At 47.3% G+C, this 24,422-nt stretch carries 17 protein-coding genes; 10 read left to right on the top strand and 7 right to left on the bottom strand.

Translation table 11 applies throughout. From position 1 onward, the window contains the following. Positions 1-769: 769 nt before the first annotated feature. Positions 770-1,825, bottom strand: a complete 1,056-nt coding sequence (locus HQ41_RS08080) for an acyltransferase family protein (protein WP_152567372.1) — start codon at positions 1,823-1,825, stop codon at positions 770-772. Positions 1,826-2,262: 437 nt separating this feature from the next. On the opposite strand from HQ41_RS08080, the gene HQ41_RS08075 reads away from it, so the two are divergent. After that, the gene (locus tag HQ41_RS08075; protein ID WP_044190238.1) at positions 2,263-3,498 is read left to right on the top strand and encodes a site-specific integrase; all 1,236 of its coding nucleotides are present in this window, start codon (positions 2,263-2,265) and stop codon (positions 3,496-3,498) included. A 17-nt stretch (positions 3,499-3,515) separates the two neighbouring features. Continuing rightward, the gene (locus tag HQ41_RS08070; RefSeq protein WP_044190236.1) at positions 3,516-3,878 is read left to right on the top strand and encodes a hypothetical protein; all 363 of its coding nucleotides are present in this window, start codon (positions 3,516-3,518) and stop codon (positions 3,876-3,878) included. Between the two features lie 49 nt (positions 3,879-3,927). On the opposite strand, the gene HQ41_RS08065 is transcribed toward HQ41_RS08070, so the two are convergent. Together HQ41_RS08065 and HQ41_RS08060 are read right to left on the bottom strand one after the other, a co-directional pair. Further along, entirely contained in the window at positions 3,928-4,230 is a 303-nt protein-coding gene (locus HQ41_RS08065; protein ID WP_036850022.1) for a helix-turn-helix domain-containing protein, read from the bottom strand. Between the two features lie 36 nt (positions 4,231-4,266). After that, positions 4,267-4,545 (bottom strand): helix-turn-helix domain-containing protein, encoded by a 279-nt coding sequence (locus HQ41_RS08060; RefSeq protein ID WP_036850079.1) that lies wholly within the window; start codon positions 4,543-4,545, stop codon positions 4,267-4,269. A 220-nt stretch (positions 4,546-4,765) separates the two neighbouring features. On the opposite strand from HQ41_RS08060, the gene HQ41_RS08055 reads away from it, so the two are divergent. Both HQ41_RS08055 and HQ41_RS08050 read left to right on the top strand, forming a co-directional pair. Then, positions 4,766-5,119, top strand: a complete 354-nt coding sequence (locus HQ41_RS08055) for a helix-turn-helix domain-containing protein (protein WP_004584306.1) — start codon at positions 4,766-4,768, stop codon at positions 5,117-5,119. Beyond that, positions 5,103-5,420 carry a helix-turn-helix domain-containing protein gene (locus tag HQ41_RS08050; protein WP_013815805.1) on the top strand — a complete coding sequence of 106 codons (318 nt, stop codon included), beginning with the start codon at positions 5,103-5,105 and terminating at the stop codon, positions 5,418-5,420. Before HQ41_RS08055 ends, HQ41_RS08050 begins: the two co-directional genes overlap by 17 nt. 104 nt (positions 5,421-5,524) lie before the next feature. Here HQ41_RS08050 and HQ41_RS08045 read toward each other — a convergent pair whose 3' ends face one another. The 4 genes from HQ41_RS08045 to HQ41_RS08030 form a co-directional block, all read right to left on the bottom strand. Beyond that, positions 5,525-11,017, bottom strand: coding sequence for a helicase-related protein (locus HQ41_RS08045; protein ID WP_044190227.1), 5,493 nt, complete (start codon positions 11,015-11,017; stop codon positions 5,525-5,527). Continuing rightward, a complete protein-coding gene (locus HQ41_RS08040) occupies positions 11,004-11,435 on the bottom strand; it encodes a DUF1896 family protein (protein ID WP_013815807.1) in 432 nt (143 codons plus the stop codon). The genes HQ41_RS08045 and HQ41_RS08040 overlap by 14 nt, the downstream gene beginning before the upstream one ends. A gap of 137 nt (positions 11,436-11,572) precedes the next feature. After that, complete coding sequence (locus HQ41_RS08035) at positions 11,573-13,702, bottom strand: type IA DNA topoisomerase (protein ID WP_044190226.1); 2,130 nt, start codon at positions 13,700-13,702, stop codon at positions 11,573-11,575. A 34-nt stretch (positions 13,703-13,736) separates the two neighbouring features. Beyond that, on the bottom strand, positions 13,737-15,131 hold the full coding sequence (locus HQ41_RS08030; RefSeq protein WP_044190225.1) for a DUF3945 domain-containing protein: 1,395 nt from the start codon (positions 15,129-15,131) through the stop codon (positions 13,737-13,739). Between the two features lie 249 nt (positions 15,132-15,380). Here HQ41_RS08030 and HQ41_RS08025 point away from each other — a divergent pair, with 249 nt between their 5' ends. The 6 genes from HQ41_RS08025 to HQ41_RS07995 all read left to right on the top strand — a co-directional run bounded on the left by HQ41_RS08025 (position 15,381) and on the right by HQ41_RS07995 (position 24,419). Further along, entirely contained in the window at positions 15,381-16,070 is a 690-nt protein-coding gene (locus HQ41_RS08025; RefSeq protein ID WP_044190222.1) for a TetR/AcrR family transcriptional regulator, read from the top strand. A 396-nt stretch (positions 16,071-16,466) separates the two neighbouring features. Then, positions 16,467-18,836, top strand: a complete 2,370-nt coding sequence (locus tag HQ41_RS08015; protein ID WP_036850002.1) for an RND family transporter — start codon at positions 16,467-16,469, stop codon at positions 18,834-18,836. 20 nt (positions 18,837-18,856) lie between these two features. After that, the gene (locus HQ41_RS08010) at positions 18,857-20,635 is read left to right on the top strand and encodes an ABC transporter ATP-binding protein (RefSeq protein WP_044190221.1); all 1,779 of its coding nucleotides are present in this window, start codon (positions 18,857-18,859) and stop codon (positions 20,633-20,635) included. After that, positions 20,628-22,352 (top strand): ABC transporter ATP-binding protein, encoded by a 1,725-nt coding sequence (locus HQ41_RS08005; RefSeq protein WP_036849996.1) that lies wholly within the window; start codon positions 20,628-20,630, stop codon positions 22,350-22,352. The genes HQ41_RS08010 and HQ41_RS08005 overlap by 8 nt, the downstream gene beginning before the upstream one ends. 22 nt (positions 22,353-22,374) lie before the next feature. Next, positions 22,375-23,160 carry an outer membrane lipoprotein-sorting protein gene (locus HQ41_RS08000; protein WP_036845232.1) on the top strand — a complete coding sequence of 262 codons (786 nt, stop codon included), beginning with the start codon at positions 22,375-22,377 and terminating at the stop codon, positions 23,158-23,160. Continuing rightward, complete coding sequence (locus tag HQ41_RS07995; protein ID WP_036845229.1) at positions 23,160-24,419, top strand: DUF1302 family protein; 1,260 nt, start codon at positions 23,160-23,162, stop codon at positions 24,417-24,419. Before HQ41_RS08000 ends, HQ41_RS07995 begins: the two co-directional genes overlap by 1 nt. The last annotated feature ends 3 nt before the right edge of the window (positions 24,420-24,422 follow it).

Here is a 24,422-nt window from a genome sequence, read left to right as displayed (position 1 = left end):
AGGGGGATAGTATTCAAGGCTCCCAAAGCCGCTCAAACACGCAAAAAACACCGAGAAAGATACAAGAAACTTTGAGCGGCGCATTGCGCAATAGTCTCAAATAGTATTAAATGGATATATATTTATGTGTTTTTTAATTATACATTTCTTTTGTGTATTATTTATCCCATATCTTCCCATCCTCTATTCTCAGAGGTCTAACAATCTATTAGAGAGTGCACAAACATATTGGAGATAAGTCCCACATAAGGGAGGGGCAAGCCCTCTAGTTTGGGTCATTTTTCTTTGAGCCCGATAGCCTTTTTAGCCCAATTAACCAGACAAAGCTACTTCTTTGGCGTCTGACTGCTGGTGTGCAGCCCTCTCAAATAGCCACAATACCACACCCACTGCCCTCAATTCCCAACCTTGGGTCCCTGCGCACCACACAATCTACCCAAAGCAGAGGAGGCTATACACGAGCAAACTTTGGTACAACCTCAACGAGATCTCTAGAGCTAGCTTTGCTCTATATAGAGGACGACTTGCCCTACATAGAGCTAAGCTTACTCTATATAGAGATAAGTTTGCTCTAGAAGTAATAGAGGGGGTGTTCAAGAGAAGATGAATAGCAGATTTTAAGATGTAGGTTGAGGTATCTTCGGATAAGGGAAGGAGCTACAGCAAAAATGAATTTTGCCACAGCCCCCACTAGCCCTAAGAATGGACTCGCCAATAGGGACGATATTTGTTTCGATTCGCTTTCGAAGACTCAAGAGATAACCTAGTCCTAGGCTCGACCGCCACAGAGGAGCGCAGTGACTCTTGGGAAGAACCTTGAGCTAACTCGATAGAGCAAGTAGGCACTTATAGTCGTGAGTATTGCAGTTAGCCACTGAATCAATATATGCCCCCAAGGAGAAGCACCCAGAGGAGAGGCATACCCAAAGCCTCTGAATAGGTTGATGAAAATAACCGTATGTGAGGCATACACAAAGAACACAGAGGGAGCCAAAGACGCCATAGCATGGCTAAAGGCTTCATTAGCCGTCAGCTTCTGGACTAGGGTGAAGATGCTTACGACAAGTACCATACTGCTAATACCATAGATAGTAGAGTACCAAGGATAATCGCCCAAGAATAAAACTATATATAGATATGCCATGAGATTGATGAGCGAGAGATAGGTCGGTATCTGCAAGCTACCAGCAAGGCTACGCCCTGTGTAACCCAACCAAGCACCTACGACAAAGTAAAAACTAATACTATTTGAGACACCTATCTGTACTCCTAATAGATAGATTACCCCCATGACAATAGGGAAAGCTACTTTGGTGTAGCGAAGTAGCAAGCCTATGATTGGGCTTAAAACGACCAAATAAATTAACTCTCTGATGTACCAAAGAGGGCCATTGAAAGGGAGTATCATTAGCTCAAGTATGGAAAGGCGATTGAGGGTGCTAATCTCCACATCGGATATGCCGGGAGCAAAACCTATTTGCAGAGCAATTTGGTTCTTGGCCCATACAGCCAAAATACTAATTAGAACCCACAGAATATAGGGGAGCAATAGACTCTGGGCTTTTACTTTGAGTAGATCCAGATAGCGTTTGGGCGGAAAAAGGAAAAAGAGATAACCTGATATTATCGCAAACCCACCAACTGCCACGGCTCCTAGGCTACGGCTGATGAGCTCGGTCATGTGGAAGATATTCTCTCCGTTTAGGGCAAAAGACGCAGGTGTAGTCGTCCTAATGATAACACAGTGGGACAAAATAACTAGGAGAAGTAAAGGGAAACGAACGTTTGTGATTAACGTTGAGTCAAGTTTACTAATCTTGGACATAGACGAGCTAGTATATTTATCATTTTAACCTTTTCTTCAGAGAGTATTGGCTCCCTTAATCTTATATATTTTGATCAAAAATCTATCCTCAAGGTTCAAGAAAAGGCAAAATAGCGCAAATGAATTGTGAGTCAGTTAGTTCTGATTTTTAAGCCATTTGGCAGAAAACCTTGAAAAGACAGGCTTATGCCTACTTCGGACAGAGCAGCGTTACCAAAACATTACCGCCTCCTTTGCAAGTGAGGGCTGGGAAAAGCGGTAACGAACAGCGCAATATCCGACCTGAACTTCGGGGATTACCTCCTGCAAAGGTACTTCGATGAAAGGAAACAGGCAAATAAATTGCGGACTGCTTCTTTACCATTGAAAGACAATGTTTTGCGTAGCAACAAATAACCTGACAATAAATAGTTTTGTAAACCATAAAAGTCAGAGTTATGCGTAGTACGTTTAAGGTTCTGTTCTACCTTAAAAAGAACGCTCCCAAGAAGAATGGTTCCGTTCCCGTCATGTGTCGTATCACCATTGACGGTACGATAGCCCAGTTCAGTTGCAAATGCGATATTCATCCCGACTTGTGGGACATCAAGAGCAATCGCGCTTCGGGCAAAAGTACGGTGGCATTGGAAACGAACCGTTTCTTGGACAAGATACGTGTCGGTATTAATACCAAATACAAGGAGATAGCCGAGCGGGATAACTATGTAACTGCCGAGAAAGTAAAGAACGCTTTCTTGGGTTTGGAAATGCGGCATGAAACCTTGCTGAAAGTCTTCGCGCAGCACAATGAGGACTTCGCCAAACTGCTCAATGCCGGTTTGCGAAGCAAATCTACCTACGAAAAATACTGTACGGTCTACAAGCATTTGGAGGAGTTCATCAAGATGCGTTACCATGTCAGCGATATTGCTTTGAAAGAACTCACTCCGCCTTTCATTACGGACTTTGACATCTTCCTGCGCACCGAAAAGCAATGCTGTAACAATACGGTATGGATTTACATGATGCCCCTGCGCCGTATGATTGCCATTGCCCAGAACCACGGATGGATAGTCCGTGACCCTTTTGTCGATTACAGCATATCTGCCGAGAGTACCGATAGAGATTATCTGACGAAAGAAGAGATTCGCAGGCTGTTGGATTTGAGATTCCGCCGCAAGTCGATGGAGCTGGTTCGGGATTTATACATCTTTTGTTGCTTTACAGGTTTGTCCTTTACCGATATGAAGAACCTGACCAAGGATAATCTTCAAACCTCCTTTGACGGGAAACTCTGGATTATGACCAAGCGACAAAAGACAGGGGTGGAGTCCAACATCATGCTCTTAGATATTCCTAAGCAGATTATCGAGAAATACGATGGTATGGCGAATGATAATTTGCTTCTGCCCGTTCCGACGTATATAACCGCTTGCAAGAACATCAAGAAAATCATCGGACTCTGCGGTATCGAAAAAGAGATTACGTGGCATACCAGTCGCCATACCATGGCAACGGAAATCTGCCTGACCAACGGCGTTCCTATCGAAACCCTTTCCAAGATGCTCGGACACACGAATATCCGCACCACGCAGATTTACGCTAAAATCACCCACGAAAAGGAGAGTCGGGACATGGCGGCACTCTCCGATAAACTGAGTAAGGTAGAACAGTTCAATGAGATCACGATATAATACGAGGAGGACAAACGATGAAAAGAGAAATCATAACCATTGGAAAAAGCGGAAAGGTACATATTCCGACAAGCCCTGTTTGGATGTCGGCTTGTGAAATAGCCGATTTGTTCGGCGTATTCTCCGGTAAGGTAAGCAACCACATCAAGTCTATCTTCAAAGAGGGCTTACTCAGGGAAGATGAGGTGATGCGAAGGTTAATGTTTAAGGACGGTGCTGTAGATTTATACAATCTTGAAATGATAACGATGCTATCGTTTCGATTTGCCTCTCCAGAAGCCAAGAGCTTCCGTAAATGGATAATCGGAAGAGTGACCGAAAAGAAGAGAACAAGTTCTCCACTACTTGTGTGTTATGGCAAAGGAGGATGGTACAACTGAATATGAGAACAGGCAGTAAGAAAAATGCTTCTTGCTGCCTGTTTTTCTGTCAAGGCTTCTCAAACCGAGGGCGATAATTCTCTTGCAACAGCTTTTCCACATCCTCTTCTCGGTAGAGTACCTTTCCGCCTAACTTGATAAAGGAAATCCTTCCCATGTTGCGATAGTCTTGCAACGTGCGTCGATTGATATGCAATAGACGGGACAACTCATCATCCGTCAGGTAGCGATGACCGTTAAGCAGAGGTCTGTTCTTTTTCCGCAGAGCATCTATGCCTTTTATCATGCGGTCACCGGCGTTGAAAAAGTACGCAATCTCTTTGTCGTTCTTTGTCTTTACGTTATTGTTCATATTTACGTTGGATTTAGTGGTGATGTTATTTATTGGTTATAAAGCAGAGGATCGTTCGAGCAGTTTTCCGACATCCTCCGGTTTATAGAACATCTTATACCCTATTTGCGTATAGGGCAACATTCGGTTGCTACGATAGGTTTGCAGGGTACGCAAACTGATGTTCAGGATTTGGCAGACATCCTGGTTGTCCAGCCACCTACCCATACGCTTCTCGTCGCATTCCCGACACAGGGCATCGACTTTGGCTGTCAGAATGCGGAAACGCTCCATCATGGCTTCATACGTTTTCTTCTCGATTGTTATTACTTCCATATCTCTGTCCATTCTAATGTTACACTTTGTGCAAATGTACTTACGGAGTAAGCATTCAAAACCAGCATCTCCTTTACTGCGTACTTGTGGCTTCGATATGGATGCCTTTGTCGAAGAATATTTGAAACTGAGGCGAAAAATCTTTATTCAGTACATATTTACCATACAATTCATCCTATTGTCCCTCCCGAACTTTGTGCCATAATCAAGTCAAATAGTTATGGATGTCATTACACTAGAAAGCAGAGCCTTTCAGGAACTGATAGGTAAGATAGAAAAGATTCTTCGGTATGTGGAGCAGGAGAAAAAGGCAAAGACGGAGTATGAAAACCGCCTTATCTCCAATGATGAGTTAGCCGAGATACTCGGTATCAGTAAACGTACCCTCCAGCGTATGCGCAGTGCAGACCGAATCGGCTACAAGATAATCTATGGGCGTTGCTACTACGACCTACATGACATCGAGGAGGCGATACGCAACAGAAGTCTCTACTGTAATCCGAAGAACATGGAAGAACTACGGCATAACTTCAAACTTAAAAGTAGGAAGATAAAGGATGGAACTATTGGATAGAGAGACCTTTCTTGACTGGATGGAACGCATCATGAAGCGTTTCGATGAGTTGAAACAGACGACTCCCGACATTCCCCAACGTCCGATGATAGATGGAGAACCGTTGTTGGATAACCAAGAGGTATGTATGATGCTTCAAATCAGCAAGCGTACTCTGCAACGTTACCGTGCTTCCGGGACACTTCCTTTCCACATTATCTACCATAAAACTTGGTACTTGGAATCGGAAATTCTCTCTTTCATGAAAGCCCACTTTACCGAAAACCTAAAACGAAAAAGAACAAAGAAAAAACCTATGTGACTTTAGAGTGAGTAAATTGATTGTGCACAGTCGTTAAGCCCCCGTTTTGTCGTGATGACAAGGCGGGGGCTACTGTTTGAGGTATTAATTAGAGAAAAATCATTTTATAGTTTAGGTCTGACAATAAACACTTTTCTTGCCAGAGACGGCGGTAGTCCGTCCATTGCGGACTGTGTAGCAGAGATACTCTGCCCGTTGCTTTCTAATGGTCTGTTGGATTGAGCCACAGAAGTATCGACAGAGGGAGCAATGACGGACGGCTCAATCGAACATGAGCGTTCCATTTCCTTCGTCTCTCCTGCTTCATCTTGCATCATCTCCGTTCCCTCCTGTTGGCTTTCTCCCTCTTCAATCGGCTTTAGGGAAAGCTGTATTTTTCGGTCAAGTGCGGCAAGTTCCGTTTTGAGCTCTTTGAGCTGCTCTTCCTTCTTCCATGAACCGTTTACCACCTCCAGCAAAACAGGAATATCCTTGGCAATCTTCTCCGTGTCTGCCTGATATTTCTCAATCAAGCCGGGTATCTTCTCCAAGGCATTCAGGAAATTCATACAGGCTAGTTGTGGGTCTGTCGCAATCTTGCCGTTGTTGTAACTGTACTTCATTCCGCTTTCTCCCATCACGAAGAATTTGTTCTGTGAAAGGTCAAACAGATCTTTGGAAGAGGATTCTGTCTTGACCACGAGATTAAATCCGTAGAGGCTTCCAATAGTAAAGTATTCCCCCTGAGTACGAGCTTTTTCATTGATTTCTGTCAGTTTAGTTGCAATGCATTTCGGGTCTTTACCCTCTACTCCTTTGAGTGTTATCGGGTTGAGTATGTTGCCCTCGTTATCTTTCTGCACTCGGCTTTGGTATAAATCCCAATCGCTTCTGAAACGACCAATCAGTTCCCCATTGCTATCCACTGCTCGCATAACCTCCTCCAAACGACTTCGGGAGGATGATTTACTGCGGATGAAGGCCTGTCGCTCACTCTCCAAACCGGCTATTTTCTTTTCCAATTTCGCCTTTTCCAACAAGTCGGTATTTCCTGAAAGAATGGCTACATACTCGGAAAAATTCATTCCCGACTTCTCGTCCATACTGCCCTCGTCTATGGTACGACTACCCATACGGTTGTTTTTCAGCTGTTCGATGAAAAGCTGCTTATTGTGTAACAGATTGAATTTGTAACTATCAAGCGACTTTTCCACCGCATAGATGATAACATCCACCTTATTGTCTGCATAGAGTTTGGCTACCTCGTTTCCCTTACGCACGGCTCGTCCATCCCTCTGCTCTAAGTCAGAAGGACGCCATGGTGTGTCCAAATGATGGATAGCGACAGCACGCTTCTGAGCGTTTACACCCGTGCCGAGCATTGAAGTGGAACCGAAAAGCACCCGGATTGAACCTTCATTCATGCCTGCGATGAGCGTCTTTCTTGCCTTGTCAGTCTTGGCTTCCTGAATGAAGCGTATCTCCTGAGCGGGTATGCCGTGATCTTCCACCAACTTGCGCTTGATTTCGGAATAGGGATTCCATTCGCCCGGCTTGTAGGTGCCTAGATCACTGAATACAAATTGCGTTCCTTTCTGTTCCTCAAACTTGTGGTAATACTCCGCAATCTTGGCAGCACAGTGGGAGGCTTTGTTGTCCACATGATCTCCGTACTTGTTAGGATCAATAAGTCTCAAATCTAAGCTCATCTTTCGAGCCATGTCCGTTGCGATAAGCATCTTGGCTTTCTCCTCTCTATCGGAGAGTTTCTCTCGTCCCAATAATTCCGCATTACCTGTCTTGGCAAATTCCACCAACTTGGCAATGAACTTCTCCTGTTCGGGTGTAGGTGGTATGTTGTGCATAATCTCATTCTTTTCGGGGCGGTCTATGCCGATGTCCTTTGCCGTTCGATAATCGGTGATTTGAGCGTAGAACGCCGCCAACTCCGGCACTTTGATAAAATAGCGGAAACGCTCCTTCTGCACGATTTCATTGGTAACAGAGAACTCATAGTCCACAGATTTCTTGGCGAAGATGGCAGCCCATGCGTCAAAGGTTTTGATATTCTGTGCTTCGAGGGCTTGGGGACGCAGGTATTTGAAAAGCAGGTACAACTCCGTAAGTGAGTTCGATATGGTCGTACCCGAAAGGAAGGTGGCTCCCAAGTCTTTCCCCGTCCGTTCTTGTATCGTTCGTATGGCAAAGAGCATATTCAAGGCACGCTGACTTCCCTCACTGTTCCCAAGCCCTGCCACTCTGTCGTGGCGAGTATTGAACATCAGGTTCTTGAACGTATGCGACTCGTCCACGAAAAGATGGTCTATACCCATGGTCTTGAAATCTACCACGTCGTCCTTTCGGTTCTCTATCTTGAACTTGATTTCATCCAGCTTTGCCCGTAAGTTCATCTGTCGCTTGACAAGCCCCTTTTCCATGGCACGAGAGATACTGCGCCCCTGCTGACGCAGAACTTCCAAGTTCTCTTCCACGCTGTCCAACTCATCCTGAAGGATTTTCTGCTGTATCTCGTCCGATTGCGGTATCATACCGAATTGGTCGTGTGTGAGGACAATGCAATCCCAGTTGTTATTCTTGATATCGTGGAAAATCCTTTGCCGTTTGTCGGGGGTGAAGTCGTTCTTGCCCGGATAAAGCAGCTTGGCATTCGGGTAAGCCGTTTGGAAAGTCTGTGCTATCTCCTGCACGTTAGCCTTGAGAGCGAGTATCATCGGCTTTTTTGCCAAGCCGAGCCGTTTCATCTCATAGGCTGCAGTACACATGATAAGCGTTTTCCCTGCCCCTACTTGATGGTCACAGATACCCCCTCCGTTAAGCTTCAACATCCACACGGCATCCTTCTGACTGTCGTACAGGCTTTCGATACCCAAGCCTTTCAGGTTGAGGTCGGGGAATGTCTGATGGGATCCATTGTACTGAGGACGAACAAAACAATTGAAAGTATCATTATATAGTTTCTCCAATCGCTTCTTGAACTCATCGCTCTGCTCGTTCAACCAATCAGTAAAGCCGTTTCGTATCTCATCGATTTTAGCGTTTGCCATCTGTATGGCTTCGGTATCTCGTACCTTGACCTCTTTGTCTCCGACCATGATTTTCTTGGTGATGTCCGGCGTTGTATTCAGCAGGGCATGCTTCATCAAGGCAATACCATCGTAGCGACGATGCTGTCCCCGCACACAGAATCTGTCCCAGATGTTGGCATTGTGGCCCCGTGCATCCACGGAGTATTCGTCCGCACTTGAATTGTAGCGTATCGTCACCTCGGTATCGAAGAGGTGCGAGGCATAATCAGAGTAAAGGTTTACGGGAATCCATCGCTCCCCGAAGTTGAAATCCAAGTCCACGAAAGGAATAGGTTCGGGGATGGCATCTTTCAGGGCCTGCAAGGAGACTTGCGCCCTTGTGTCCTCCGGATGCTCCAAGAGATATTGTTCGATACGTTCCGATGCGGCAACCACATTGCCCGATATGAACTTTTCGGCGATTTCATACTCTCCCTCCAAGGGATTGTAATAAATTTTGCCGTGCAAGTCGGAGAGCATCTCCTCTTCGGAACTTTCGGGAAGCAAAGAGAGCATATATCCGGTGTCCACCGCTCCGAATTTATTGAGTGAAGCCGAAAGTGCTTCTTGGGCATTGCTCACCTCTGTTACCTCGTGCAGGCTGAAAGAAACGGGTTGATGGAAAATGTCGGCTTTGAGCGTTTCTTTATCCACCTTTCGTTCCAAGAAAAGGATCTCCCTGCCACCGGCATCCATCAGGATCTGCTCGTGGTTCTTGCGATCGTTCAGATACCCGTACTGCCGCACGAAACGGTCGTACAGTTCATTGAGGTTCTGTCGCAAGGATTCATTCGCCACCTTGCGTTCCGCTTCATAATCATAGAGCGTATGGTAAGCATCTCGCAGGTCTATGTAGAGTAACATTTTTTGTCGTTCTTGGGAAGAGAGGTCTATGGGCTGGAACATTCGATTGTCCTCCATATCACGGACAAGCATTCCGACTTGAAAGTCCGAGGCAAGCAAAGAACCCTCTCTGAGGTGTTCATGCCATAAGCCCTCATAGGGACGCTGCTGCATCCCTTTCTCCTTGTTCTGCTGCCACCACAACTCTCCTGTCTCCAACAGTCCCATAGCAGTCTCTTGTTGCTTTATTTCGACAGTGGGAGAAGGGGTGGAAGCCACAGCACGTTTCATCGAGGAGGTTTTTCGTTTGGGTTTCTCCTCTTGAATGATATTGCCAAAAAGGTCGAGTAGTTGTACCTGTGGTGCAACACTGCTTCGGGGTTGCTCTGTCGGCTGTTCCTTTTTCAGTTGCACCACCTCTTGGTGTGATTGCTCTTCTTCCGAAGTGGCAGACGTAAGCGTCACTTCTCGCTGTTTTATTTCGGGAGGAACGGCAATGCTAACTTGGGGTTGCTCCTGTATGAAGATATGCTTTTGGTACAACGCCATATCCAAGCGTTTGGCTAAATCAGCCCGTAGGATTTTACCCATATCGGTGGCGATGCCTTCCGCTCCACCCTCGTGATGGAACAGAATGGCAGGCTTGCCGTAAGGGTCGGTGTCCTGCTTCCACTCGGTATGTACGATCTGTGACATACTTCGCAGATAAGTGTTGAACAGCACCCCGCTAGGGCGTTTCTCACTCTTGATGAAACGCAGTTCCTCTTCGGTCAAACTTGTCTTTCCTCTCTGCTTTTGCAGGACGATAAGGTCACTGCCCACTTCTGTCCCCGCATTTTCCGAGAAGAGATTATTAGGAAGGCGAATCGCCGAAACAAGGCGGGTATGATTCATCAGCCACTCCCGTACAGACTCGTTCGTTGGCGCATTCATAACGCCTTGCGAGGTGATGAATGCCAGCACGCCACCCTCACGGAGCATATCTACCCCCTTGACGAAAAAGTAATTGTGCAGGGACATGCGGGCGACCTTTCGGGCTGGTTCGTCCGTCTTGCTGAAAACAGGGTCGAAGACAGCCATATCTCCGAAAGGAATGTTGCTGCTAACCACGTCGAAATAACCTCCGAACTTGGATTCGATTTCCTCGAACCCTCGGATGCGTATCTTGTTTTCGGGATACAGGGCGGAGAGTATCTGCCCCGTGAGAATGTCTTTCTCAAAACCGAAGGTCGTATGCTCTTCGGCTGCAATGGCATCAAAAGAGCGGATGAACTCGCCCATCCCCGCCGAAGGGTCAAGGATTCGCTTGGGGACGATACCTGCCTCCTGTAAGGCAACGGCAATCTCCCGTACTATGGGCGCAGGAGTATAGAAAGCGGTCATCACGGAGTTTTTCAGGCTCTGCATATAACTCTTGTATTGCGATCCGGAAGCGGTGTTGTCTCTAATGATGCTGTGCAACTCCATCACCAAGGGGAAAAGCTCCAGCTCCGACTTGTTCCATCGGGCGATGTCCTCCATCGTGTTGGCAGGAGAGAGGATACACTTCAAAGCCCCGAAGCCCATATAGGCTTCCAATATCGTACGCTCTTCGGGCGTCGCCGTGCGCTGTTCCCGATGCAGGGCAAAGACCGTCTTGATGGCTTCTATGTTTGCCCTTAGATGCTCCTTCTTGTTATAGCTTGCCATCCTCTTCGAGTTTTAGTTGGACAAAACCCGTAATCTCCGTATAGAGGGAGTTGTATTCGGGCATATAGGCGAACTCGTCCGAAATCGGATACTTGGCGAAGATGCTTTCTAAGAGCGGGCGCAGGCGGATAGCAGTCTCCCTGACCGCTTCAAGCGGCACTTCAGCAGAGAACTCGTTCCAAAGAACAGAGGAGATGGTATCGTGGTGGGAAAAGTGCAAACCCGCATAGAGCGTCTTGTTGGCGATACCGATACATTCGGTTATGGGAAGTCCGGCATCGAAGGCTTCGGCATAGGCTTCGGAAGCAGCTGCCGCACGCTCTTTGATAAAAGAAATATCACCGGCTTTTTCGGGATGACTTTCCCGAAGAAAGGAGAGCAGAGATAGCTCGTAATAGGAAAATCGAATGGCTGTCATATCTGTGATTTTAATGGGTGTATAATGCAAAGGCACTCGACGTCCCCGCCGAGTGCCACCACTAAAATCCGCAGTAAAAACAACAGGATTGTTTATGACCGCATCATTCAGTGGCAAAATTAGCAAATTACGGGGAGTTACCTTCGGGATTTGCTCGGTTTCTTATGCTCGGGGAAGATGAAGACCGTCTTGAACTCTCCGTCCAAAGAGAGCGAAGCTTCGAAGCTCTTACCTGCTTTGGAGGTAAAGCCCTTGATGATACCTGTCTCCCCGTTCACCGCCAATTGCGTCAGTTGTTCGTCTGTGAGGCTCTTGCCTGCCACATTGCGAAAAAGCGTCAGCCCGCAATCGGGATCGGAGCATTTGGCACATCGAGGATAGAAAACCAATGAGCCTTTACCGCATTTGGGACAATGGATGTCGCTCTGTTTCTTGGGGAAGAGGATTTTGGAGGAGAGCAGTTCGTCGGTAATCTGTGTGGCATAGCTTTCGATGCCCTTGCGAAACTCTTGCTCTTTCAACTCTCCCCGTTCGATTCTCGCCAAGTCCGCTTCCCATTGTCCGGTCATTTCAGCATTACCGATTTTCATTTCCCTAACGATGGAATAGACGGCAAGTCCTTTCTTCGTGGGAACAAGCGACTTCTTTTGGCGTACCACGTACTCGCGTGCAAAGAGGGTTTCGATGATGGCGGCACGGGTAGCAGGCGTCCCGATGCCGCAATCCTTGAGTTGCGCACGCAGTTCCTCGTCCTCCAATTCCTTGCCTGCCGTCTCCATAGCTGCCAACAGCGAACTTTCCGTGTGCAGGGGCTTGGGCTTGGTCGTTCCCTGTGTCAAGGAACAGGCACAGAGTGGGAGTTGCTCGCCTTCCTCCCATTCGGGGATGATGATGCCTTCCCCATTTTCTCGACTTTCTCGTTCCTCGGCTTCTAACTGCTCCTTATCTTTCTTCCTGTTGTTTTTGAGGATGGCACGCCAACCCTCTTCCTTGATGATTTCACCTTTGAGAATGAACTTCACACCTTCACAAATGGCAGTAACCGTACTGACATCTTTCACGCAACGGGCGGAAAAGGCTTCAAGCATACGTCCGGCTATCATATCGTAAATGACCGCCTCGTCTCCGAACATGTCTATCGGCTTCTTGCCCGTGATGAGCAGGGCGTGGTGGTCGGTCACTTTCTTGCCGTCCACAGAATGCGTATTGAGGTCGGTCAGTCGGCGGGCATGAATGCCCCAGACGGGATGGTCGTGCAAAAAGGCTATCAAAGCGGGAATTTCGGCAAAGACATCTTCGGGAATATATCGGCTACCCGTGCGAGGATAGGTGATGTATGCCTTTTCGTAGAGTTTCTGCGCCAAAGAAAGGGTCTGTTCTGCCGAATAGCCGAACCGGCTGTTCGCTTCTTTCTGAAGGGTGGTCAAGTCATACAGAAGCGATGGTTCCTGTTTGGTCTCCTTGCGCACAACTGTCTCTACAGTGGCATAAGAAGCTTGTTTGAGTTTCTCATACAGGGCAGTGGCTTCCGTCTTATCGAACCAACGGTCGGCAGAGGAGAAACGGAAACTCTCATCGCCTTCCTTTACAGTAAGGCTGAGTTGCCAGAATGACTGTGGCTCGAACTTCTTGTTCTCCAAGAAACGGGAGCAGACCATACAGAGGGTCGGAGTCTGTACCCTGCCCAAGGAGTAAGTGCCTTGTCCTGCCGCAATGGATATGGCTTGGGTGGCATTGATACCCCCCAGCCAGTCGGCTTCGCTGCGGGCACGGGCGGCATAATAAAGATTGTCGTACTCGGCACCGCTCTTGAGATGGGCAAGCCCCTCTTTGATGGCTTTGTCCGTCAAGGAACTGATCCACAGACGGTCGAACGGACGGGGAATGCCCAAGTATTCGTAGATAAAGCGGAATATGAGTTCACCTTCCCGTCCGGCATCGGTGGCAACGATAATGCCCTCACATTCCCGGAAGAGTTTTTCAATGACTTTGAGTTGGGCGACTGCCGCAGGGTCTTCTTTATAGCCTTTACTCTCCTTGATTTGACGGGGAATAAGGGTAAAGACGGGAGGAAAAATCGGCAGGTTCTCTTTGTGGAAGCCCTTGATGCCGTAGGCTTCGGGCATGGCTGCCGTTATCAGGTGTCCCAATGCCCACGTGACGGCATAGCCGCCTCCTTCGATATAACCGTTCTTCTTGTTGGTTGCCCGAACGACACGGGCGATTTCACGGGCTACGCTCGGTTTTTCTGCTATGATGACTTTCATTTGTTCTTACTTTTTGGATGTTAGTGGTGGCGGATTACATTTTCATTCCCTTGGAACGCTTCTTCTCTTCTTGCTTTTGTTCCTGCCCCGTGGTAGGCTCTGTCTGTCCCTGCTTGAGTGGCTCTTTCACATGCTTGGTAGCCTCGTTGGTCTTGCCTTCGGAATTGACGGCGACTTGCGTGCGGGAAGCATTGTCGGGAGTAACATCTTTGGCTTGGGATTTGTCGGGATTCCATTTGAGGAAGTCGAACTTGTTCTTCTCGAAGTTCGGACGTACATAGGCATTGAAAGGCTCTCCCTTTTTGTCGATAAGCCCGGTCATATAGACCGTCTGACCTGCTTTGAGCTTCGCTTGCTCTTCGGGAGAGATGTCTCGTCCCAGCATCTTCTTGGGGACACGCAATTCTTTCTGCTCTGACTGTCCCTGCCCTTCGGGGGCTTGTCTTTGATGTTGTTCCTGCTTGGGAGAGCCGAAACGAAATTCAATCGACCGTTTGTCGGCATTGAATTGGAGGTTGGCATTGAAATGCTTTCCCGTTTTGGAGGTCATACCCTCCACATAGATGCTCCTTCCTTCTGACAGTTCCTTTTTCTGCTCATCGCTCAGCTTCACACCCTTGATTTCATCGGGGATGCGTACCCGGTCGGCACTCAGGGCGATGATGTCGTTCGTCAGGCGGTCGATACTCACGAAACTGCGGGTCGGTTCATCTTTGCCGGGGAAAGTCAGTTCCACAATACGACCGAGATTACCCGTTTCTTTGAGGGCTTTCTTATCCTCGTCGGTGAAGGTATGCCCGAAGAACTCACGCTCCAATTGAGGCTCTTTGCGGATGGCGTGGACAACAGGGATAAACGTGCCGTCTCCAGAGGCTTTCAAAGAAAGACGGGCATCGGTGTAAAGGGAGACTTCTCCGATTTTGATACTGATGGGAATAAGTGGAGTTTTGCGGTATTGAAGCAAGTCTTCAAGATGCTTCCCCTTTTCCAGACTCTCACGGCTTACGCCCATCTGCTCGAACTGCTCCCACTTCACCTTATCGGGGTCAATGCCTTGAAAGGACTGTTTCTGCTCCCCTGAATAGTCCGCAGGATTGATACGAGCAGAGTCCAGCATCTCCTTATTGGAGGGTACATCCGGTGCTTTGAGCATCTCCGAGAGTACGCGTGCACTGGCAACGGCACTCTCAAAAGGCACTTTGAAGAAGTTCAGCTGTGTAGGATTCTTGAACTGCCGCATGAAGTTGGAGAGGAAGTTCTCCAAGGCATTGCTGTGCTTGTCGAACTTCAGGAAACTCTGTTCATGCTCGGCGGTAGGCGGAACGGTTTTCAGTCCGCCTTTCTCATCTACTCCGGCAACAGCTCGGAGGCTCTCGTCCTTCTGTTCCTTGACCAAAAGAACTTCTTGGTCTTTGATTTTTTCGTCCATATTACAATCTATCTAATGACACCAACAGCGGTGCACGGACAAAAGTAAACCATAGATAAAGAGTGTGTTACAGGTGTAAAATAAGTGCGTACTTGTGGCGTCGATATGGATAGAAGTGGCTCCTTACACTGTGTGTGGGCAAAACTATAGCATCACGAAGAACCGACAAAAATCACTATTTTTAGGTATTGTCTATGCAAGGAAATATTAAGAACTTTGCAACTAAATTGAGACAATGTATATCGATCTATGCAAACGCCAAAGGATTATACACGCAAGTTATTGCTAAAAACAGCTCGGGAAGCCTTTCTCCAAAAAGGATACAAGGCTGTGTCTATGCGTGAAATTTCCAAACTATCGGGTGTTGGTCTGAGCAATATATACAATTACTATCCCTGTAAAGATGATTTGCTGGCTGTTGTCCTACATCCGCTTTTTGAGGCGATGAACGGCATGCTGGACAATCATAACCGGAACGAAAGTCTTTCCCTTGAAATTTTCACCTCTGAGGAGTATCATCGTAAATCCATGCAGGAGGTGATGGGCATTATAACCCGTTATCGCAAAGAGTTTAAGTTGCTGTTTCTCGACACACAAGATTCCCGACTCAAAGACTATTGGGAGCGGTGGATTGGAAAAAGCACTGCAATCGGCATGGAATATCTGGAGAGAATGAAAGAACTCTATCCGGATTTACGCACCCAGATTTCTCCATTCTTTATGCATTTCACTTGTTCTTGGTGGATTAATATGATGAAAGAAGTGGTACTGCATGAAGAACTCTCCCAAGAGGAAATAGAATGTTTTATTGGTGAGTATATCCACTTTAGCACGGGAGGATGGAAAAAGCTCATGAATGTGGAATGTAACAGAGAAAAGAAAATGGTTGGAAGTAAGACTTCCTCCTATTCCAGTAGAATAAAAACAAACAGTATATGAGTGTCACTAATATTATTAACAATGAAGAATTAACTCTTGTACAGGGAGTAGGTGGACTTTTCCTTTGTGAGGAATCTTGGATTACGCAAAATCGGAGAAACACCTATTGTAAAGATATTTCGGATAAAGAGATGATTACAACGAAAGACGAAAATAACGGTACTGAATGTACTCAGACAGAATTATGGGACTTACCTTAACAATCAAAAGTATGAAACGGGATATTTCAATAACGTATTCCATAGAGCGAGTCGCCCACTTAGGGCGGCTCGCTTTGTTTTTGAACAGAACAGACTTTTGTTCGTTTTTGAGCCAACAATATCGAAGCGATTATCAGAAGTTGAAACGCTTTTATCCGCCCTCAATGAATGAAACAACTTACAAACAGCAAATGATATGAAAATAGAAAGAATCAATGATTGGTTTGCTCGTCGGGGCAAATGGATGGTACAAAGACGATGGCTGGTACTAAGCTTATCTATCCTCGTCTTTGCCATAGGATTTACAGGGTTAAGATACTTCAAGGTGAGTGCTTCGTGGGAAGACTACTTTCTCGAAGACGATCCGATGCTTGTTAAGACAGAAGAGTTCAAGGATATATTCGGAAATGACAATTTCGCAGCGGTACTGACCCGATGCGACAATTTGTTTACGAAAGAGAATTTGGAACTTATCCGTGAACTCACCAACGAGATGATGGACAGCCTTTCGTATGCCGACAAAATCACGTCGCTCACCGACATCGAGTTTATGATGGGTGGAGAAGAAGGCATTGACATCGAACAGATTGTACCGGACACTATCCCATCAGATCCGGCGAAACTGGAGGAGATACGCCACAAGGCTTACCTGAAACCTCACGTTGCAGAGCGGCTTGTTTCCAAAGACGGGACACTCTCGTGGATTATACTCAAACTGCGCACTTTCCCAGAAGACTCAGTGTGGAACAAGGGGAAGAATGCCGTTGCTCCTGAGGTGTTGACGGGTAACGAGCTGGAGCATATCATCACCAAGGACAAATACCAAAAGCTCCATCCCAAGGGAACGGGACTGCCCTATGTTACCGCCATGAAAATGAAATGGATAAATAAGGAAATGCCCCGTGTGCTGGGTATCGCCACCCTAATCTCCATACTTATCCTGCTATTGGTAACGCGCTCCTTTAGAGGAGTGGTCGTGCCGCTTGTCACTGCCGTAGGCTCCATTGTCATTGTTTACGGTATGTTAGGTTACGTGGGTATGACAATAGATAGCGGCATGGTGATGATTCCCATGCTCTTGACATTTGCCGTTTCCATTGCATACAACATCCACGTGTATTCCTATTTCAAACGCCAATTTCTCATACACGGAAAGAGGAAACAAGCGGTAGAAGAAACAGTGAGAGAAATGGGATGGCCGGTGCTGTTCAGCGCACTCACCACCTTTGCCGCCTTGCTTTCCTTCCTTGCCATACCAATGCAACCCATGCGTTTTATTGGTATAGCGACTTCTTCATGCGTGATGCTGGCGTTCTTTATAGCCATTACATTGATGCCTGTGCTCCTTAGTTTTGGTAAGGACGGAAAACCACACCCCAAAGTGCAGGAAACAGGCGGACGATGGTTAGACCGAAAATTAGAGAAGATGGGGGTAGGGGTACTTAAACACGGCACTTTGATACTATGGCTTACCGGAATGATCACTGTCGCTCTTGTCTATCAATTCACCAAAATAGAGACCGCCTTTGACGTGGAGCGAACCATGGGGCGAAAGATAGCCTATGTAAACAACCTCTTGGAAGTGGGCGAGAGTGAACTTGGGTCTGTCTATACCTATGATGTGATGATAGAACTGCCTGATAATGGATTGGCAAAATCGCCCGAAATCCTAGTGCGATTAGATTCCTTAGCACAACACGTAGACAGGTATAAATTAACCAAGCGCACAACCACGGTATTGAATATCCTCAAAGACCTGAACCAAACCCTGCACGATGGGGATGCCTCTTATTATACTATCCCTCACAATCCTGAAGAGGTGGCACAGTTGCTACTCCTTTATGAAAATGCAGGAGGTAGTGAGGCAGAGTACTGGATCGATTATGATTATCGGCGCCTTCGCCTGATGGTCGAGATGAATTCATACGATTCCGGAGAAACAGAACGGGAGTTGAACGATATAGTTGCTCATGCCAAAAAGCTTTTCCCGAAAGCCACAGTCACTACCGTAGGCAGCATTCCACAGTTTACGGCGATGATGCAGTATGTAGCTCGCGGACAGATGGTTTCTTTCGCTATTTCACTTCTGATTATCGGCATCCTGATGATGCTTGTCTTCGGCAGTGTACGTATCGGACTTATCGGTTTGATACCCAACCTTACCCCGGCTTTGGTGGTAGGCGGTCTGATGGGATGGTTTGGCTATCCGTTGGATATGATGACCGCCACCATCATGCCGATGATTCTCGGATTGGCAGTAGATGATACCATTCACTTTATCAACCACGGGCATTTGGAGTTCGACCGCCGGGGCAATTACCGGGAGGCTATCCTCCGTTCGTTCCGCACTATTGGAACACCGATTGTGCTGACAAGCATAGTGATCTGTACCAACTTTGCCGTCTATACTACTTCTGAAAGCCTTTCCTTTATACACATGGGGGTACTCTCCGTGGCAGGTATTGTATCGGCACTGCTTGCCGATCTCTGTGTCACTCCCATATTGTTCCAAAAGTTCAACCTGTTCGGTAAGGAGACAAATACAAACGAAACTCGGGTTGAGTGAACAAACATAATTGAATACAAATGAATACTACAAAAAAACAGAAGAAAACGCCCGTTTTGAAGCGGTTGCTGCCATACGCAGGCAAGAAGGGCTATATGCTTCCGCTGGCGATGATTTTTTCAGCCCTATCGGGTATTATGGTGCTGATGCCTATGGTTTATATCCATAAGATTGTCAGCGGGATTATTTTGAGCAATAGTGTCGATGGAGTTTCCATACGGTACTATGCAATTCTGGCGGCGAGTTTTGCCGCAGCAGGAATGCTGCTCTATTTCTTTGCGCTAATGGTATCCCACCTCTTCGCTTTTGAGGTAGAGGCGAACATCATCAAGCTCAGTGTGAAGAAGATGATGGCGAAACCGTTGGGCTTTTTCGCCAACCGCGAAAGCGGTAACCTACGCAAAACCATTGTCGATGGAGCGGGCGAGACCCACACCATGCTGGCGCATCAGCTGCCGGACTTTGCCATGACCATCGTTTCGCCCATCGTGCTGTTGGTATTCTTCTTCCTTTTCGACTGGCGATTAGGCTTGGTGAGCCTGATACCGATGGTCATAAGCATGTTGTTGATGGCAACCATGAGCACCAAAAAGGGTATGAAGATGCGGGAAGAATACTACGAAGGACTTGCCAACCTTTCCGCCGAGTCGGTGGAGTACGTGCGCGGCATACCGGTCGTGAAAACCTTTGCCCAGAGCGTGGAGAGTTTCGAACGTTTCTATTCGCTCATCGTAAAGATGAAAGATTTCGTGGTACGGTGGAGCATGGGATTCAAAAACAAAATGTCGCTGTACGAGGCAATTTCAAGTTCCACAGCATTCTTCTTGGTACCCGTTGCCATCATGCTGTTCACCACAGGCGGCGACATGCGGCAGGTGCTGGGCAATTCTGTTATCTATCTGTTGATAGGTCCAGTATTCGGTGTTTTTATGATGCGTAGTGCATCTATTCAAAACTTCATCTACTTGGCCGAGTTGGCATTGGATAAAATTGACGTCGCTTTGGATTACGACGACTTCGCTTATGGCAGAAAAACTGCAATTGAAGATGGTCTGGAGTTCAGGAACGTCTCGTTTTCATACGGGAAAGAAAAAGTGCTGGACAATGTGTCTTTCAAAGTGAACAAAGGAGAAACTGTTGCCTTGGTCGGTGTTTCTGGAGGCGGAAAAACCACCGTGGCACGTCTGGCAGCCCGTTTCTATGATGCCGATGAAGGCGAAATTTTAGTCGGAGGCACCAACATCAAGGAATATGAGAAAACGGCGCTGATGCGAAAGATCGCTTTTGTATTCCAAATGTCCAAGCTCTTTAAGATGAGCCTGCGCGAGAATTTATTGTTGGGTAATCCCAACGCCAGCAATGAGGAGATAGAGCAAGCTCTTGTCAGGGCCGGAGCCAAAGAGATTGTCGATAATTTAGAAAAGGGCTTGGATACGGTTTACGGTACCAAGGGGACCTATTTCTCAGGCGGTGAAGCCCAACGACTTTCCATTGCGAGAGCTTTCCTGAAGAACGCCGATTTTGTCATCCTTGACGAGGCGACCGCTTTTGCCGACCCCGAAAATGAGCATATTATTCAGGCTTCGTTCAGGGAACTGTCAAAGGACAAAACCACATTAATGATTGCCCATAGGCTCTCTTCCGTGGTTAATGCCGATAGAATCCTTGTGATGGAGAACGGCAAAATAGTGGAAAGCGGTACACATAACGAATTATTAACCCAAGGTGGTGCCTACAAAAAGCTGTGGAACGAATATCAAAAAGCTGCCAACTGGAAAATAGGAGGTAAAAATGAATAATTTCTTAAAGCAAAAATATGCCATGTCGGATCAGGGAGCGAAGAACTTGAAAAAATCTATCTTCTCGCACACGATCCTGAATCTGACCAAGATGTTTCCACCCATCGTCGGATTTATGTTTCTGTTTCAGTATCTGGGCGGTCTGGAAGGCATTCCCGCACCGGCAGAACTAACTCTTGCCGACTATATTGTCATCATCGTAGTGATGCTGTTGGTGATGTTTATCGTGGCAAGGTGGGACTATGTGCGCCTTTACGACAATGTTTATAACGAGAGTGCCAACTCGCGCATCGACATAGCCAACCGCCTGAAGAAACTGCCACTTTCTTATTTCGGCAAGCGCGATGTGTCCGACCTTTCGGCAACCATGATGAGCGACTTGCAACTTTATGAACAGATATTTTCGCACTCCGTACCGCATATCTATGCCACTTCCATTTCCACGATTATCGTTTCCATTATGATACTCGCCTACAATTGGCAGCTCGGATTGGCGGCATTGTGGGTTATTCCCGTCTCGTTGCTGCTCTTTTCCCTTTCTAAAAGGAAACAACGGAAAACCATGGACGCATGCGTGAAAACCGGTCGCGAAGTGTTCGACGATTTGCAAGAGAAAATAGACCAAATACAAGAAATCAAATCCTATAACCTGGAAGATCGGTCACTAAACGAGTTCTGCCACAAGCTGGACAGCAATACCCGTACAAAGATGAAAGGGGAGTTCTACGCCGGTATTGCCACGTCATTGGCAGGCATGTTGATGAAGCTCGGCATCGTCACGGTGGCGATTGTCGGCGCCAATATGCTGATTGCCGGACAAATCAACATCCTCGTCTATATCGCCTATCTCATCCTTACGGCAAGCATCTACCTGCCTATCGAGGGAATCCTCACCTTTATGGCGATGATCGTGGCGCTCGACGGCGTGGTGACGCGTATCAAAGAGATTAAAACCATGCCCGTTCAGGAAGGCAAACAGGAAATGAGTCCCAAGGATTACAGCATTGATTTCGAAGACGTCGTGTTCGGCTACGAGGACCATACCGTCATCAACGGCGTGAGCTTCACCGCCAAGCAAGGAGAAGTTACCGCCTTGATCGGTCCTTCCGGAAGCGGCAAAACCACCCTCACCAAATTAGCAGCTCGTTTCTGGGATATTCAGCAGGGTAAGATACTGTTGGGTGGCGAGGACATCAGCCGGATAGACCCCGAAACGCTGCTGAAAAACTACGCCATTGTCTTTCAGGATGTGGTGCTGTTCAACACCAGCATAAAAGAGAATATCCGCGTAGGAAGAAAGGGAGCTACGGACGAGGAGGTGGCCCGCGTTGCCAAAATAGCCCGCTGCGATGAGTTTATCGACCGCATGCCCGAAGGCATGGACACCATTATCGGCGAAAACGGCGAGCGGCTTTCCGGCGGCGAGCGCCAGTGCATCTCCATAGCAAGGGCCATACTGAAAGATGCTCCCATCATCCTGATGGACGAGGCCACCGCCTCGCTCGACGTGGAAAACGAAAACCTGATACAGGAGGCTTTGTCGGAGCTGATTAAAAACAAGACGGTCATTGTCATCGCCCATCGGATGCGTACTATTCGCGGAGCCGATAAAATAGTGCTGCTTAATCAAGGCAAGATTGAGGCTATGGGCACTGACGCAGAGTTGCAGGCACAATCAGCGACCTATCGGAAGATGCTTGAAAAGTCAATGGTATAAAATCAACAACAAAATATCAATCATGATGAAAAGAATTATTTTAACAAGTTTGGTGGTATTGGCTTTTGCCGCCACGGCAATGGCTCAGACGGGCAGAGAGATTGCCCAAAAAGTAAAAGACCGTCCCGATGGCGATACCCGTCAATCGGAATTGGTGATGAAACTGATTAATAAGCGCGGAGCAGTGCGCGAGCGCAAACTGATTTCTTATTCCATCGACGTGGGCAAAGGAAAGAAAGACCGCAAGAGCATTATGTTCTTCCAATACCCCGGTGACGTAAAAGGTACGGGGTTTCTCACGTGGGATTATGACAACCCCGACAAGGACGATGATAAATGGCTCTACCTGCCCGCCATGAAGAAAACCCGACGTATCAGCGGCTCGTCTGCTAAGCAAGATTACTTTATGGGCAGTGACTTTACCTATGATGATATGGGCAGTCGCAACGTGGATGAGGACACGCACAAACTGCTGGGTAAAGAAGAAATAGATGGGCATAAGTGTTGGAAATTGGAATCTACGCCCAAAGACAAACGCGAGATTTATTCCAAGAAAATAGCCTTCATACGCCAAGACTGTCTGATAGCCGTCAAGGTGGAGTATTATGACAAAATGGGGAAGCTGCACCGCCGTCTTGAATTATCGGACATTGCCAAAGTAGCAGGATTCTGGGTTGCACAGAAGCTACACATGACAAATGTGCAGACAGAGCATCAAACGATTCTTGAAATTAAGAATCCCAAGTATGACCTTCCCATGGAGGAGACAAAATTCAATGTTACCACTTTGGAGAAAGGTAGGTTCTGATGACAAACACAAGTAATCGTTCTATAAAGTTTTTGCTGCTGTTTCTCTCACTCTTGTCCCTACACGCCGCATGGGGACAGGAAGAAGGGGTTTCATCGTGGCAACTCAAAGGCTTTGTTGATACCTATCATGCCGCCCGTTCCGAGAAGCCGAACGACTTTATGTCTTCACGCACCCGGGTAAAGGGTGAAATAGGGAAAAGTTTTGGCAGTTCGACGCTCTTTGTCTCGTTCAATGCCACCCACAATGCCTTGCTGAAGGAACGCACGGGGTTTGAACTGCGGGAGGCATATCTCGACCACAGAGAGGAGCACTGGGGCTTTCGCCTCGGTCGGCAACTGGTCATTTGGGGTGTGGCAGACGGAGTGCGCATTACCGACTTGGTTTCTCCGATGGATATGACGGAGTTCTTGGCACAGGACTACGATGACATCCGTATGCCGGTCAATGCCCTGCGCTTCTTTGTCTTTAATGAGAAGATGAAGTTAGAGCTGCTTGCCGTACCGACCTTCGAGGGGTATAAGTTGCCGACCGATGCCGGAAATCCATGGAGCGTGCTGCCTAAAAATACCGTTCAGCCCCTTGTCTGGCACGAGGACGGAAGCCACCCAAAGTTCCGTTTTTCCAACATGGAATATGGAGGAAAACTTTGCTTTACCTTGCCGGGAGTGGATTTTTCCATTGCTGCCTTGCATACGTGGAACAAGATGCCTGTGATTACCTACCGATCTTCAGGTACCCACATGGCCGTATCTCCACGATATTACCGCATGGGATTCTTCGGAGGAGATATATCCAAGCCGTTGGGGCAGTTTGTCCTACGTGGCGAAGCAGCATTCAATGTGGACAAGCATTTCAGCTACAAACCCGAGGCGGGAGCTATGGAGCAGAAGGGCTTCAACACGGTGAATTATCTCGTGGGCGTGGATTGGTATGCGCCTCATGAATGGATGGTGATGGCGCAGTTTTCTTCGGAAAGTATTCTGCGATATGAAAATCAAATAGCACAACCTCGTCATCAGTCACTCCTCACGCTCAATGTGTCTAAAAAACTGTTGGACAGCACATTGCAATTATCCAACTTCACCTATTTCGACCTCAACCACAAGGGATGGTTCAGCCGCTTTACCTCCTCCTATGCGCTGAATGACCACATTCAACTATCGGTAGGTTATGATTGGTTTGGAGGCAATGAGGGGATATTCGGTAGGTACAAAAACAATTCAGAAATATGGGCAAAGGCAAAATATAATTTTTAGCAA

This window comes from Porphyromonas sp. COT-290 OH860 (assembly GCF_000768935.1).
GTDB lineage: Bacteria > Bacteroidota > Bacteroidia > Bacteroidales > Porphyromonadaceae > Porphyromonas.
This window is presented reverse-complemented; position numbering and strand designations above follow the sequence as displayed.